10 protein-coding genes are annotated in these 14,760 nt (G+C 76.0%); all 10 read right to left on the bottom strand.

Annotated elements, in window-relative coordinates; translation table 11 throughout:
* Positions 1-51: 51 nt before the first annotated feature.
* Complete coding sequence (locus ABEB06_RS36110) at positions 52-705, bottom strand: 4'-phosphopantetheinyl transferase family protein (protein WP_345701160.1); 654 nt, start codon at positions 703-705, stop codon at positions 52-54.
* Positions 702-1,535: a metallophosphoesterase family protein gene (locus tag ABEB06_RS36105; RefSeq protein WP_345701159.1), complete on the bottom strand. Its 834-nt coding sequence runs from the start codon at positions 1,533-1,535 to the stop codon at positions 702-704. The genes ABEB06_RS36110 and ABEB06_RS36105 overlap by 4 nt, the downstream gene beginning before the upstream one ends.
* Positions 1,532-3,418, bottom strand: a complete 1,887-nt coding sequence (locus tag ABEB06_RS36100) for a dipeptide ABC transporter ATP-binding protein (protein WP_345701158.1) — start codon at positions 3,416-3,418, stop codon at positions 1,532-1,534. Before ABEB06_RS36100 ends, ABEB06_RS36105 begins: the two co-directional genes overlap by 4 nt.
* A complete protein-coding gene (locus tag ABEB06_RS36095) occupies positions 3,415-4,317 on the bottom strand; it encodes an ABC transporter permease (protein ID WP_345701157.1) in 903 nt (300 codons plus the stop codon). Before ABEB06_RS36095 ends, ABEB06_RS36100 begins: the two co-directional genes overlap by 4 nt.
* 3 nt (positions 4,318-4,320) lie before the next feature.
* Entirely contained in the window at positions 4,321-5,274 is a 954-nt protein-coding gene (locus tag ABEB06_RS36090) for an ABC transporter permease (protein WP_345701156.1), read from the bottom strand.
* Position 5,275: 1 nt separating this feature from the next.
* Complete coding sequence (locus ABEB06_RS36085) at positions 5,276-6,934, bottom strand: ABC transporter substrate-binding protein (protein WP_345701155.1); 1,659 nt, start codon at positions 6,932-6,934, stop codon at positions 5,276-5,278.
* 110 nt (positions 6,935-7,044) lie between these two features.
* A complete protein-coding gene (locus tag ABEB06_RS36080; protein WP_345701154.1) occupies positions 7,045-7,449 on the bottom strand; it encodes a nuclear transport factor 2 family protein in 405 nt (134 codons plus the stop codon).
* Positions 7,450-7,516: 67 nt separating this feature from the next.
* Complete coding sequence (locus ABEB06_RS36075; protein WP_345701153.1) at positions 7,517-7,936, bottom strand: ester cyclase; 420 nt, start codon at positions 7,934-7,936, stop codon at positions 7,517-7,519.
* A gap of 40 nt (positions 7,937-7,976) precedes the next feature.
* Positions 7,977-8,741 (bottom strand): SDR family NAD(P)-dependent oxidoreductase, encoded by a 765-nt coding sequence (locus ABEB06_RS36070; protein WP_345701152.1) that lies wholly within the window; start codon positions 8,739-8,741, stop codon positions 7,977-7,979.
* Positions 8,726-14,737 (bottom strand): SDR family NAD(P)-dependent oxidoreductase, encoded by a 6,012-nt coding sequence (locus ABEB06_RS36065; RefSeq protein WP_425559737.1) that lies wholly within the window; start codon positions 14,735-14,737, stop codon positions 8,726-8,728. Before ABEB06_RS36065 ends, ABEB06_RS36070 begins: the two co-directional genes overlap by 16 nt.
* Positions 14,738-14,760: the final 23 nt, after the last annotated feature.

Genomic DNA, 14,760 nt, shown 5'->3' with positions numbered 1-14,760 from the left:
GCCCGAGCGTACTCTTCCGGTCGGCCGGCGGGAGCGGGTCGGAGGGCCGGGTCAGGCCAGGTCGGTGCTGACGGTGAGGACGAGGCCGTCGGCGACCAGCCAGCGGCCGGTGAAGCCGCGCGGGAGGCGGGCCGCGGCCGGGTCGCCGGGCAGGCGGAGGCGGGCGCGCCACGTGCCGTCCGGGGTCAGGGTGATGTCGGCCTCCTCGAACTCGAGCGGGCGGCGGGTCAGCGGGTACCAGGCCTTGAAGACGCTCTCCTTGGTGGAGAACAGCACCCGGTCCCAGTAGATGCCGGGGTGGCCGCGGCGCAGCACGTGCAGGCGGCCGCGCTCCTGCGGCAGCGAGACGGCCGCCAGGACGCCGCGCGGCAGCGGGCGGTGCTGCTCGGCGTCGATGCCGAGGACCGGCAGGTCGGCGGAGCGGGCGACGGCCGCCGCCTGGTAGCCCTCGCAGTGCGTCATGCTGCCGAGCACCCCGGACGGCCAGCCGGGTTCGCCGCGCGGGCCGGGGAGGATCGGGACGGGCGGCATGCCGAGCCGGCCGAGCGCCTGCCGGGCGCAGGCCCGGGCCGCGCCGAACTCGCGGCGCCGGGCGGGCACCATCTCGGCGGCCAGGCGCTCCTCCTGCGGGAAGAGCGCGGTGTCCCGGGCGGCGCCGAAGGTCTCCGACCAGGCGACCGAACCGGGCAGGATCAGGCCGATCACGCCCGCCCCCTCGGGAGGATCCGGCGCGGCCCGGCCGGCCCGCCGCGCGGGGTCCACTCGCGCGGGTAGCCGAGCGAGACCTCCTCGAACGGCACGCCGTCGGCGACGGTGGAGCGCGGGATGTGCAGGTGGCCGTAGACCACGGCGGCGGCCCGGTGCCGCAGGTGCCAGTCGGCGGTGTGCTCGGTGCCGCACCACAGCGCGAACTCGGGGTGGCGCAGCACGTAGGTGGGGTCGCGGCGCAGCGGGAAGTGGTTGACCAGGACGGTGGGCAGGGCGGGGTGGCGCTCGGCGAGGCGGCGGTCGGTCTCGGCGAGCCGGGCCCGGCACCAGCTCTCCCGGTCGGGGTACGGGTCGGGGTGGAGCAGCAGTTCGTCGGTGCAGACCACGCCGGCGGCGTGCGCGGCGGCCAGCGCCTCGGCCTTGGTGGCGGTGCCGCGCGGGCGGAAGGTGTAGTCGTACAGCAGGAAGAGCGGGGCGACGGCGACCGGGCCGCCGGGCCCGTCCCAGACGGGGTACGGGTCCTCGGGGGTGTGCACGCCGAGCCCGCGGCAGAGCTCGACGAGGGCGCGGTAGCGGGCCTCGCCGCGGAGCTGGACGGGGTCGTCGGGCAGGGTCCACAGCTCGTGGTTGCCGGGCGCCCAGACCACCTCGGCGAAGCGGCCGCGCAGGGTCTTCAGGGCCCACTCGATGTCGTCGAAGCGTTCGGCGACGTCGCCGGCGACGATCAGCCAGTCGTCGGCGCCGCCGGGGCGCAGTTCCTCGACGATGCGGCGGTTCTCGGCGTAGCCGATGTGCAGGTCGCTGATGGCGAGCAGGTCTCCGGTCATGCGTCCGCTCCCAGCGGGGTGGCGGCGAGCAGGCGCCGGGTGTAGTCGGCGGCGGGGCGGGCGAACAGCTCGTCGGCGTCGCCGGTCTCGACCAGCCGGCCGTCCTGCATGACGGCGACCCGGTCGGCGAGGTGCTGGACCACGCCGAGGTCGTGGGAGATGAACAGCATCGCGAGGCCCGTGTCGCGGCGCAGGTCGTCGAGCAGGTCGAGGATCTGGGCCTGGACGGAGACGTCCAGCGCGGAGACCGGTTCGTCGCAGACCAGGATCCGCGGGGCGGGGGCGAGCGCCCGGGCGATGGCGACGCGCTGGCGCTGGCCGCCGGAGAGCTCGGTGGGGCGCCGCTCCAGCAGGGCGGCGGACAGGCCGACCTGGTCGAGGAGTTCGGTGGTGCGCGCGGTGCGGGCGCGGCCGCGCGGGACGCCGGTGCGGGCGAGGGCCTCGCCGATCACCCGGGCGACGGTCCAGCGCGGGTCGAAGGAGGAGAGCGGGTCCTGCTGGACGGCCTGGAGCCGGGGGCGCAGGGCGCGGCGCCGGCGTTCGGGCAGGCCGCTCCACGGCTGCCCGTCGAGCCGGACGGCGCCGGTGTCGGGCTCCTCCAGGCCGAGGACGATCCGGGAGACCGTGGTCTTGCCGGAGCCGGACTCGCCGACCAGTCCGAGCGTCTCCCCGGCGGCCAGCCGCAGCGACACCTCGCGGACCACGGGCCGCCCGCCGTACGCCTTGGAGACGCCGTCGACCTCGACCAGGGGGACGCCCTGCGGGGGCCCGTCGGTCGGCGGAAGCAGCACGGCCGCGGCCGCCTTCGCCCCGCGGGCGGCGGGCCCGTCGGCCGGACCGGACCCGCCCGGCGCGGCCTCACGGACCGTCAGCCGCGGCAGCGGGGCCGTGGCAGGCTTCCGGGCGGGGGTGCCCGCGGGCCCCTCCCCCGTGGCGGGTTGCAGGGCAACGGCGCCGGTGGCCGGGTGCCGGCAGCGCGTCCCGTGGCCGTCGAACGGCGGCAGGGCCTCGCGGCAGACCGCGTCGGCGGCGGGGCAGCGGCTCGCGTACGGGCAACCGTGGGGGCCGGGTGCCGGCCCGTCGACGGGCGGGACGGCGAGCCGCCGGCCGCGGGTGCGGCCGCCGGGGACGGCGGCGAGCAGGGCGCGGGTGTACGGGTGCCGGGGCTCGGCGAGCAACTGCCCGGTGGGGCCGGTCTCGACGATCCGGCCCCCGAACATCACCGCGACCCGGTCGGCGAGCCGGGCGACCACGGACAGGTCGTGGCTGATCAGCAGCAGCGCGGTGCCCTCGCGGCGGAGCCCGTCGAGCAGGTCGAGCACCTGGGCCTGGACGGTGACGTCCAGGGCGGTGGTCGGCTCGTCGGCGATCAGCAGGTCGGGCTCGCCGGCCAGGGCGGAGGCGATCAGGGCGCGCTGGCGCAGGCCGCCGGAGAGCTGGTGCGGGTGCTGGGCGGCGCGCCGCTCGGGGTCGGGGATGCCGGCACCGGTGAGCAGGTCGCGGACCCGGGCGGGGCGTTCGGCGCGCGCGGCGAGCCGGTGGACCCGCAGCGGTTCGGCGACCTCGGCGCCGACGGTGCGCAGCGGGTCGAGGGAGGTGAGGGCGTCCTGGAGGACGAGTCCGATCCGGCGGCCGCGGACGGCGCGCCACTGCGGGTCGGTCAGCCGGGTGAGGTCCTCGCCGTCGAAGCGCAGGCCGCGGGCGGTGACGGTGGAGCCGGGGCCGGTGAGGCCGACCAGGGTGCGGGCGGTGACGCTCTTCCCGGAGCCGGACTCGCCGACCACGGCGAGGCACTCGCCGCGGTCGACGGTGAGGGAGACGTCGCGGACGGCGTGGACGGCGCCGAAGCGCACGTCCAGCCCCTCGACGGCGAGCAGCGTCATGCGGCGGTCCTCCGGGTGTAGCGGCGCTGGGCGCGGCGCCCCACGGTGTTGACGGTGAGCGCGGTGAGGGTGATCGCGGCGCCGGGGAAGACGCCGATCCACCAGGCGGTGGCGAGGAAGCTGCGGCCCTGGGAGAGCATGGCGCCCCACTCGGGGGACGGCGGCTGCGGGCCGAGTCCGAGGAAGCTCAGGCCCGAGGCGGCGATCAGGGCGGCGCCGAAGCCGACGGTGGCCAGCACCAGCATCGGCCCGATCGCGTTGGGCAGCACGTGCCGCAGGATCAGCACCGGTCGCGGCACGCCGAGGACGACGGCGGCCTCGACGTAGCCGGAGCGCCGCACCACCAGGGTCTCGGCGCGGACGATCCGGGCGTAGCCGGGGACGAAGGCGATCGCGATGGCGATCATGACGTTGACCGAGCCGGTGCCGAGCACGGTGACGGCGAGCAGCGCGAGCAGGATCGGCGGGAGGGCGAGCAGGACGTCGGCGGCCCGCATCAGCACCTGGTCGGCGGCCCGGCCGCCGAGCGCGGCGGCCAGGCCCAGGGCGGCGCCGCCCGCGACCGAGAGCGCGGTGGCGCCGAGTCCCAGCAGCAGGGACGGCCGGGTGCCGTGGACGACCCGGGCGAACAGGTCGCGGCCGAGCTGGTCGGTGCCGAACCAGTGGGCGCCGCCCGGCGGGGTGAGCGCGGCGACCGGGTCGGTCTCCAGCGGGGAGGCGCCGGCGATCAGGCCGGGGGCGAGGGCGGCGAGCACCAGCAGGCCGAGCAGGACGGCCGCGAGCGCGGGGCCGAGGCGCCCGCCGAGCCGTCGGGCGGTGCGCAGGATCGTGGGCTGACGCAGGGCGCCGAGACGGCGCAGGGCGGTGGGAGGACGCAGGACGGCGCGGGGTTCGGCCATGGGTCACCGGCTCCTGAGTCGGGGGTCGATGGCGAGGTACAGCAGGTCGACGAGGGTGGAGATGGCGACGAAGACCAGCGCGGAGAGCAGCACCAGACCGACCACCAGCGGCATGTCCTTGTTGGTGGTGCCCTGGAGGCTGAGCGCGCCGATGCCGGGCCGGCCGAAGACGCTCTCCACCAGCACCGCGCCGCCGAGCAGCGAGCCGGTGAGCCAGCCGGTCAGGGTGACCGCGGAGGCGGCGGCGTGCCGCAGGGCGTGCCGCAGCAGGACGGCGGCGGGGGCCAGGCCCCGGGAGCGGGCGGTGAGGGCGAAGGGCTGCCCGAGCGCGGTCTCCAGGCCCTCCCGGAGCACCTGGGCGAGCACGCCGGTGAGCGGCAGGGCGAGGGTGACGGCGGGCAGCACCAGGGCGGAGAGGTCCTGGTCGCCGGCGACGGGGAAGATCCGCAGCTGGAAGGAGAACGCGGTGAGCAGCAGGATGCCGATCCAGTACGAGGGGCTGGAGACGGCCAGCAGTTCGGCGAGCGAGCCGGCGGTGCGCGCCGGGCCGCGCCGCCCGGCGGTGGCGACGGCGGCGAGCACGGCCAGCACCAGGGCGAGGGCCAGGGCGGCGAGGGCGAGTTGGACGGTCGGCAGGAGCTGGTCGCCGATCAGGTCGGCGACCGGCCGCTGCAGTTGGTACGACTCGCCGAGGTCTCCGGTGGCCAGCCGGCCCAGGTAGTGCAGGTACTGCACCAGGACCGGCTGGTCGAGCCCGTACTGGGCCCGGATCTGCGCCTTCACCTCGGGGGTGGCGGCGGTGCCCGGGCCCAGCATCACGGTGACCGGGTCACCGGGGATCAGCTGGAGCGCGGCGAACGCGACCGTGGCGGCCCCGAGGAGCACCGCGAGGGCGCCGGCCAGCCGTCGTGCCGTCCCGCGCAGCAGGGCGGGGACCGTCGGGTCGGAAGCGCTCACGTCACTGACCGAGCCAGGCGTCGTGGAAGTTCAGCCAGGTGTTGGGGTCGGCGGTCAGGCCGTGCACCTGGGCGGACTGGCCGACCACGGCGGTGCGGACGTACAGCGGGACGATCAGCGCGAGGTCGATGGCCCGCTGCTGGGTCTTGGTGTAGAGGTCCTTGCGGACCACCTTGTCGAAGGTGGTCTTGCCGGTGTTGGTCCACTCGTCGAGCTGGGCGTCCTTGTAGAAGGTGGCGTTCTGGCCGCCCTTGGCGGGCTGGCTGGCGCTGTTGAAGTACAGCCGCAGCACGTCCGGGTCGAAGCGGGCCCAGCTGTAGTCGGCGATGTGCTCCTGGCCGCCGTACACGTTCTTGATGTAGGTGCCGATGTCGAGCCGGGGCCGGGTGACCTCGATGCCGATCTTCTTCAGGTCGGCCTGGATCGCCTGGCCGAGGGTCTCGCGCTGCTCGCGGACGAACTCGGCCGGCGGCAGCGGCCATTCGAGGGTGAGCCGCTGGCCGTTCTTGGTGCGGTAGCCGGCGTCGTCGCGGGTGGTCCAGCCGGCCGCGTCGAGGGCCTTCTCGGCCGCGGCCTTGTCGTGGGGCCAGGAGTTCTCGAGGGACTTGTCGTAGTCCGGGGTGGTCGGGGAGATCGGGCTCCAGGCGCGCTTGTAGACGCCGAAGTAGACGCTCTTGACGTCGGTGTCGAGGTCGATGCCGCGCTGGACGGCCTTGCGGACGTTCGGGTCGTCGAGCGGCGCCTTGCTGGTGTTGAGGACCAGCGCGTAGTTGGCGCCGGGCGCGTCGGTGCTCAGCAGCTTGATCTTCGGGTCGCCCTGGACGGTCTTGACGCTGGCCGGCGGGATCGGCTCGGCGACCTGGACCTGGCCGCTGGTGAGGGCGCCGAGGCGGACCGAGTCCTCGGTCAGGAAGCGGATGGTCAGCTTGTCGAGGTAGGCCGGGCCCTGGTGGGCGGCGTCGGCCGGCGCCCAGTTGTAGTCGGGGTTGCGGCTGAACTGGGCGCTCTGGCCCTTGGTGTACGCGGTGAAGACGAACGGGCCGGTGCCGACGTCGGCGGGGCCGCCGGCGCCCAGCTTGGCGCCGTTCTCCTTGATCGCCTTCGGCGAGTAGAAGCCGAGGTAGGCGGTGGAGGCGGCCTGCAGGAACGGCGCGAACGGCTCGCTGAAGGTCACCTTGACGGTGTGCGGGTCGACCACCTGGGTGCCGGTGTACGGGCCGAGCAGGCTGGCCGCGTACTGGGACTTGGTCTCCTTGGCGACGATCCGGTCGAAGTTGAGCTTCACGGCCTCGGCGTCGAACGGCGTGCCGTCGGTGAACTTGACGCCGTCGCGCAGCGTGAAGGTGTAGCTCTTCAGGTCGGGGCCGATCTCCCACTTGGTGGCCAGCCAGGGCTGGAACTCGCCCTTGGCGTCCTGGTGGACCAGCGAGTCGAAGACGTTGCGCTGGATCGCGCCGGTGATGTCCTGCTGGCTGACGTGGATGTCGAAGGAGATCGGCTCGACGTCGGTGGCGTAGGTGAGCGAGCCGCCCTGGACGGGCGTGGCCGACGCGCTGTCCGCCGCCGGGCCCGTCCCGCCCGAGCCGCAGGCGGTCAGGAGGAGCGTTCCCGCGGAGAGGGCGGCGAGCAGCGGGAGGGGACGGGGCCCGGTTCTGGGCATGCTGGTGACTCCGTTGCGAAGGAAGGGGGTTGAGCTGGGCTGATGCCGGAAAACTAGCCGCGCCGCCGCGGCCCGGGCACCCCTAGCCGACCCCTAGCGCACCCCTGCTGTCAGTGCCTGCGGGCCAGCGGGTAGCGCGGCACGGAGCGGCGGTGGGCGATCCGCCAGCCGTCGGGGGTGCGCACGTACCGGTCGTGGTACTCGCCGTTGTGCACGGCGCCGTCGGCGAGCAGCACCAGGTAGCGGCTGCGGCCGCTGACGGTGCCGTCGGGGTCGGGGGTGAGCACCGAGTCCAGGGTCTGGTGGTCGGGCGATTCGGCGCCGAGCTCCTTCGCGAACGCGCGGATCTCCGCCAGGCCGGTGAACACGGCGCCGGTGCGGGCGAGTTCGATGACGCCGTCCGGCGCGAAGACGGTGCCGAGCGCCTCGTCGTCGGCGTTGTCGAAGGCGTGCGAGAAGCGGGCCAGCAGCTGGCGCAGCTGCTCGGCGTCGGTCGGGCTCAACTCGGTGGACACGGGGGCCTCCTGGCGTGGGTCGGACCCGGCCGGTGGCGACCGGCCGGGTCCTGGGGCAAGGGGTGGGTCAGACGACGGCGGGAACGAGCTGCTGGATGATGCCGAGCCGGTCGGGCAGCACGTTGTAGCGGGTGACCTTGCCGTCTTGGACGGTCAGCGTGCTGATGCTGTAGCCGGTGAACGGCCGGCCGGTGGCGGGGACGCCGAAGACCGGGCCGACGTGGACGCCCTCGATCCGCCAGAAGGCGATCACCCGGTCGTCCTCGGCGACCAGGTCCTCGACGGTGGCCTTGACGTCCTGGACGTTCTCCCACAGCCAGCGCAGGTGCTCGCGGAAGTCCTCCCGGGTGCCGCTGCCGCCCGGTCCGACCCGGGTCTCGTCGGCGGCGTCCTCGGCGATCAGCTCCTCGATCAGGTCGACCCGCTGCCCGCTGACCAGCTCGTGGTAGTAGCGCTCCACCAGGGCCTTGTTCGCCTCGATGCTCATGTCTCGTCTCTCTTCGTCGGGTTGGGTGTACGGAAGGGGGTCAGGACGTGCTCTGCGGGGGCAGCAGGATGCCGCCGTTGGCGCTCAGCCCGCCGTCGACCGGGACGGTCACCCCGGTCACGTAGGAGGCCGCGGGCGAGGCCAGGAACCACACCACCTCGGCCTGTTCGCGCGGGTCGGCCCAGCGCTGGGCGGGGATCCGGCGGGTGATGAAGGCGGAGAAGCCGGGGTCGGCGATCTGGGCGGCGGTCATCGCGGTGGCGGTGCCGCCGGGGGCGATGGCGTTCACCCGGATGTTCTCGGCGGCGTAGTCGATCGCCACGCCCCGCACCAGGTTGATCACCGCCGCCTTGGTGGCGTTGTACGCCCAGGTGCCGGGGTCGCCGCGCAGGCCGGAGACCGAGGAGGTGGCGACCACCGATCCGCCGCCGGACGCCCGCAGCGCCGGCACGGCGGCGCGCAGGCCCGCCACGATGCCGCGCACGTTCACCGCGTACAGCCGGTCCAGGCGCTCCAGCGCGCCGGGCGCCTCCAGCGGCCCGCCGCCGCCGATGCCGGCGTTCAGCACGGCGGTGTCCAGCCGGCCGAAGCGGTGCAGGGCCAGCTCGACCGCCTCGGCGTTGGTGGCCTCCTCGGCCACGTCGCCGGCCAGCGTCTCCACCCCGTCCAGCTCGGCGAGTGCCTCCAGGCCCGCCTTGTCGACGTCCACCGCCACCACCCGGTGGCCGCGTTCGGCGAACAGCCGGGCCACCGCCTCGCCGATGCCCGATGCCGCTCCGGTCACCAGGACTACCGGGTCGCCCATGCCTGCTCCTTCGTCTCGATCCATTCGCGGACGGCCTGCGCCGTCGTCGGGGTGTGCTGCTCCAGCACGGTGAAGTGGTCGCCGGGGATGTCCCGCACCTCGTGCGGCACCGGCCAGTACGCCCGCCAGTCGTGCGCGCCGCTCGGGTCGACGACCGTGCCGCGCAGCGGGGTGTCGGCGCGCAGCGCCAGCACCGGGGCGTCCACCGGGCCGGCCCGCCAGCCGGCGAACACGTTGTTGTAGCCGCCCATCGCGGTGAGGCTGGCGTCGCTCCACACCATGTCGTACCGGTCGATCCGGTCGAGCATCCCGCCGAGCATGGCGGTCAGCCACCACTCCCCCATGCCCTCGCGCACGGCGCTCTCGATCGGGTACGAGTCGACCAGCACCAGGCCGGCGACCGGGCGGCCGAGCGCCTCCAGCCGCTCGGTGACGGCGTGCGCGACGGCGCCGCCCATCGAGCGGCCGACGATCACCAGCGGCCGTTCGGTGCCGACCAGGTCGAGGACGGCCTCGGTGTGCAGGGTCAGGAAGGTGTCCAGGCTGTCCGGGAGGTGGTCCTCCGGCGTCCAGCCGGGCGAGGGCAGCACGAACACGTCCCGCTCGCCCTGGAAGGCGTGGGCCAGGCGGGCGTACTCGTGCGGGCCGGAGATCGCGCTCAGCGCCGGGAACGCCACCACCGCGAGCTCCCCGTCGCCGGAGGCCAGCTGCAGCGGCTTCAGGGCGTGCTTCGCCCGGTCCTCGACGGGGAACCGGGTCCGCAGGTGGGAGGCCACCCCGATCAGCGCGGACGCCTCGCCGAAGCTGCCCTGCGCGGCGAGCCGGCGGTACAGCGTGGACAGCGGGTGCCGCGGGTCGTCCCCGTCGGGGGCGCCGGCCGCGGCGGGCTGCGCCGGGACGTCGCCGATCAGCTCGGCCAGGTGCTCGGCGAGCCGGGTCGGGTCCGGCTTGTCGAAGGTGACGGTGGGCGCCAGCCGCAGGCCGGTGGCCGCGGTCAGCCGGTTGCGCAGCTCGACGGCGGTCAGCGAGTCCAGCCCCAGGTCGTTGAACGGGCGGGCCGGCGCGACCGCCTGCGGCTCGCTGCCGAGCACCGCCGCGACCTCGGTGCGGACCAGCTCCAGCAGGGCGGCCCTGCGCTCCTCCGGTCCGAGGCCGGCCAGCTCGGCCAGGGCCGCGCCCGGGGTGCCCGGCTCGCCGGCCCGGGCCGCCGGGCGCCGGACGGCCGGGACCAGCGAGCGCAGCAGCACGGGCAGGTCGGCGGCCCGGGCGCGCAGCGCCGGCAGGTCGAGCGGGGCGAGGACCAGGGCGGCCTCGGCGCGCCCTGCGGCCGCGTCGAACAGCTCCGCGCCGCGCTCGGCGGTGATCGGCCGCAGGCCCGCGCGGGCGGCGCGCCGCCGGTCCGCGTCGCTCAGGTGCGCCGTCACCGCGCTGGCCGGTTCCCACGGCCCCCAGGCCAGCGAGAGCGCGGGCAGGCCGATCGCCCGGCGGTGCGCGGCGAGCGCGTCCAGGTAGGTGTTGGCGGCCGCGTAGCTGCCCTGGCCGGGGCCGCCGAGCGCGGCGGCGACGGAGGAGTACAGCACGAACGCGGCCAGGTCGTGGCCCCGGGTCAGTTCGTGCAGGTGGCGGGCCGCCTCGGCCTTCGGGTTCCACACCGCGGCCAGCCGCTCGGGGGTGAGGGCGGTGAAGACGCCGTCGTCGACCACTCCGGCGGTGTGCACCACGGCGGTCAGCGGGTGCTCGGCCGGGACGGCGTCGATCGCGGCGTGCAGCGCGTCCCGGTCGGCGGCGTCCACGGCGGTGACGGTCACCCGTGCGCCGGCCGCCTCCAGGTCGGCGGTCAGCTCGGCGGCGCCGGGCGCGTCCGGGCCGCTGCGGGAGAGCAGCAGCAGGTGCCGCACCCCGCGCTCGGCGACCAGGTGCCGGGCCAGCAGCGCACCGAGCACGCCGGTGCCGCCGGTGATCAGCACCGTGCCGTCGGGGTCGGCGTTCCAGCCGGCCGGCGACGCGGTGTCGTCCTGCCCCGCCGGGGCCGCCCGGATCAGCCGCGGCACCCGTGCCACGCCCTCCCTGAGGGCGAGTTGGGGTTCGCCGGTGGCGACGGCGGCGGCGAGGGCGCGCTCGGAGGCGGGGTCGCCGTCGGTGTCGACCAGGACGATCCGGCCGGGGTGCTCGGACTGCGCGGAGCGCAGCAGGCCCCAGACCGCCGCGACCGCGAGGTCCGGGGAGCCGCCGTCCACCGCGACCGCGTCGCGGGTCAGCACCACCAGCTGCGGGGCCGCCGCCGACTCGTCGGCGAGCCAGGCCTGCACCGAGGCGAGCACCTCGGTGAGGACGTCCGGCCCGGCGGAGACCGGCAGTTGGTCGAACGCCGCGCCCGTCCCGGCCGGCAGGTCGACGGTCGGCCAGGCGGCCTCGAACAGCGCGTCGCGGTCCCGGCCGCCCGCCGGGGCGAGCTGGGCGGCGGCGACGATCCGGGCCCGCAGCGCGGCCACGGAGGCGACCGGCGCGCCGGAGCCGTCCGCGACGTCGACCGCGATCGCCTCCGGCTCGGTGTAGCGCAGGCGCACCCGCAGGGCGCCGGCGCCGGCCGCGTGCAGCCGCACGCCGGTGTAGGCGAACGGCAGCCGGCTGTGGCCGGGCGGGGTGTCGCCGAGCCCGTGGTGGGCGGTGACGTGGACGGCGGCGTCCAGCAGGGCCGGGTGCAGCCCGAACCGGCCGGCCTGCTCCCGCTGCTCGGCGGGCAGTTCCACCTCGGCGTAGAAGGTGTCGCCGTCCCGCCAGGCGGCGCGCAGGCCCTGGAAGGCCGGCCCGTACGCGAGTCCGGCGGCGGCGAGCTCCTCGTAGACGCCGTCGACCGGCAGGGCGCGCGCGCCGGGCGGGGGCCAGGCGGTGAGCGGCTCACCGGGCAGGGCCGGGCCCTCCAGCAGGACGCCGGAGGCGTTGCGGGTCCACTCCTGGCCGGTCCCGGCGGGCCGGGAGTGCACGGTGACGGTACGGGCGCCGCCGTCCGGCTCCTCGACGGCGACCTGGACGTGCACCGCGCCGCGGTCGGGCAGCACCAGCGGGGCCTCGACGACCAGTTCGTCCAGGACGGGCGCGCCGACCTCGTCGCCGGCCCGGACCGCCAGCTCGATCAGCGCCGTGCCGGGGACGATCACGGTGCCCTGGACGGCGTGGTCGGCGAGCCACGGGTGGGTGGCGAGCGAGAGGCTGCCGGTGAGCAGCGCCCCGCCGCTGTCGGGCAGCCGGGTGACCGCGGCGAGCAGCGGGTGGTCGGCGTCGTTGAGGCCGAGGCCGGCGGCGCTGGTGGCACGCGGGGCGGAGTCCAGCCAGTAGCGGCGGCGCTGGAACGGGTAGGTGGGCAGGACCAGGTCGGCGGGCGATCCGTCGGCGCCGAGGACGGCGGTCCAGTCGACGCGGTGGCCGTGGACGTGGATCCGCGCGAGCGCGGTGAGCGCGCTGCGCACCTCGTCCCGGTCGCGGCGCAGCGCGGCGGCCGTCACCGGTGCGTCCAGCGCCTGCTCGACCAGGCCGCTGAGCGTGCCGTCGGGGCCGAGCTCGACGAAGGCGGTGACTCCCTCGGCGGCCAACTCCCGTACGCCGTCGGCGAACCGGACTGGCTCGCGGACCTGGCGCACCCAGTACGCCGGGTCGGTCAGCTCGGCCGCGGTGGCGACCCGGCCGGTCACGTTCGAGACCACCGGGAGGGTGGGCGCCCGGTAGGCGATGCTCTCGGCGACCGCGCGGAACTCCTCCAGCATCGGGTCGAGCAGCGGCGAGTGGAAGGCGTGCGAGACCCGCAGCCGGGTGGTCCTGCGGCCCTCCTGCTCGAAGTGCGCGGCGACCGCCTCCACGGCCGCCTCCTCGCCCGAGACCACCACCGAGCGCGGGCCGTTGACGGCCGCGATGCCCACCGCGCCGGTCAGCAGCGGCAGCACCTCGTCCTCGGCGGCCTGGACGGCGGCCATCGCCCCGCCCGCCGGCAGCGCCTGCATCAGCCCCGCCCGAGCGGCGACCAGCCGGGCCGCGTCCTCCAACGAGAACACCCCCGCCACGTGCGCCGCCGCCAGCTCACCGATCGAGTGCCCCGCCACCAGGTCCGGCCGCACCCCCCACGACTCGAACAACCGGAACAGCGCCACCTCCACCGCGAACAGCGCGGGCTGCGTCCACCCCGTCTCGTCCAACCCCTCCCCCGAGGCGATCACCTCCGCCACCGGCAGGCCCAACGCCTCCACCACCGCGTCGAACGCGGACGCGAACACCGGGAACGCCCCGTACAACTCCCGCCCCATCCCCACCCGCTGACTCCCCTGACCGGAGAAGAGCAGGGCGAGCCGGCCGGAGCCGAGGGTGGAGCCGGTGACCACGTCCGGGCGGTCCAGGGCCCGCAGGCCGCTCGGGTCGCCGAGGACGACGGCCCGCTCCTCCAGCGCGGCCCGGGTGGTGACCAGGGCGCGGGCGACGGCCACCGGGTCGGCGCCGGCCGCCAGGTCGGCGATCTGCTCGGCCTGGGCGCGCAGCGCCTGCTCCGAGCGGGCCGACACCACGAAGGGAACCAGCGGCGGTGCGGGGGAAGGGACTTCGGCCCGGTCCTCGTCCTCCGCCTGCTCGATGATCACGTGCGCGTTGGTGCCGCTCGCACCGAAGGCCGACACCCCGACCCGGCGCGGGCCGTCGACGGCCGGCCAGTCGCGCTGCTCGGTGAGCAGCTCGACCGATCCGGCGGTCCAGTCGACGTACGGGGTGGGCTCCTCGGCGTGCAGGGTGCGCGGCAGGACGCCGTGCCGGATGGCCAGCACCGACTTGATCACGCCCGCCACCCCGGCCGCGGCCTGGGTGTGCCCGATGTTGGACTTCAGCGAGCCGAGCAGCAGCGGCTGCTCGCGGTCCTGCCCGTACGTGGCGAGCAGCGCCTGCGCCTCGATCGGGTCGCCCAGCCGGGTGCCGGTGCCGTGCGCCTCGACGGCGTGCACGTCGGCCGGGGCGAGCCGGGCGCCGGCCAGGGCCTGCCGGATCACCCGCTGCTGGGCGGGGCCGTTCGGCGCGGTGAGGCCGTTGGACGCGCCGTCCTGGTTGACCGCGCTGCCACGCAGCACCGCCAGCACCCGGTGCCCGTTGCGCCGCGCGTCGGAGAGCCGCTCGACCAGCAGCAGACCCACCCCCTCCGCCCAGCCGGTGCCGTCCGCCGCGGCCGCGAACGCCTTGCAGCGGCCGTCCGCGGACAGGCCGCGCTGGCGGGCGAACTCCACGAACCCCTGGGCGGTGGCCATCACGCTGACCCCGCCGGCCAGCGCAAGGTCGCTCTCCCCGCTGCGCAGCGACTGCGCCGCCAGGTGCAGCGCGACCAGCGAGGAGGAGCACGCGGTGTCGACCGTCACCGCCGGGCCCTCGAACCCGAAGGTGTACGAGATCCGGCCCGAGGCCACGCTGTCCAGACCGCCGATGCCGAGGTAGCCCTCCAGTTCGCCGGGCGCGTCGTGCAGGCGCGGGGTGTAGTCGCTGCCCGCGATGCCGGCGAACACGGCGGTCCGGCTGCCGCGCAGCGTGCCGGGGTCGATCCCGGCCCGCTCGAAGGCCTGCCAGGCGGTCTCCAGCAGCAGCCGGTGCTGCGGGTCGGTGGCCAGCGCCTCGCGCGGCGAGATGCCGAAGAACTCGGCGTCGAAGTCGGCGGTGGTGTCGAGGAATCCGCCGTGCCGGGTGTACGAGGTGCCGGGGTTGTCGGGGTCGGGCGAGTAGAGCGCCTCCAGGTCCCAGCCGCGGTCGGCGGGGAAGGGGCCGACGGCGTCCCGGCCCTCGGTGACGAGCCGCCAGAGGTCCTCGGGCGAGTCGACGCCGCCGGGCAGCCGGCAGGCCATGCCGATGATCGCGATCGGCTCGCGCTTGGCGTGCTCCACTTCCTGGAGCCGCCGGTTGGCCTTCTGGGCGTCGGCCAGGGCGCGCTTCAGGTAGTCCCTGAGCTTCTGGTCGTTGGACATCGCTGCCTCTCGCGTCACGGTGTTCGGTGGGACGGGGGTCG

Origin of the sequence: Kitasatospora terrestris, from assembly GCF_039542905.1 — a bacterium.
Classification (GTDB): Bacteria; Actinomycetota; Actinomycetes; order Streptomycetales; family Streptomycetaceae; genus Kitasatospora; species Kitasatospora terrestris.
The sequence above is the reverse complement of the archived record's forward strand: the minus strand, read 5'-3'. Positions and strand labels throughout refer to the sequence as shown.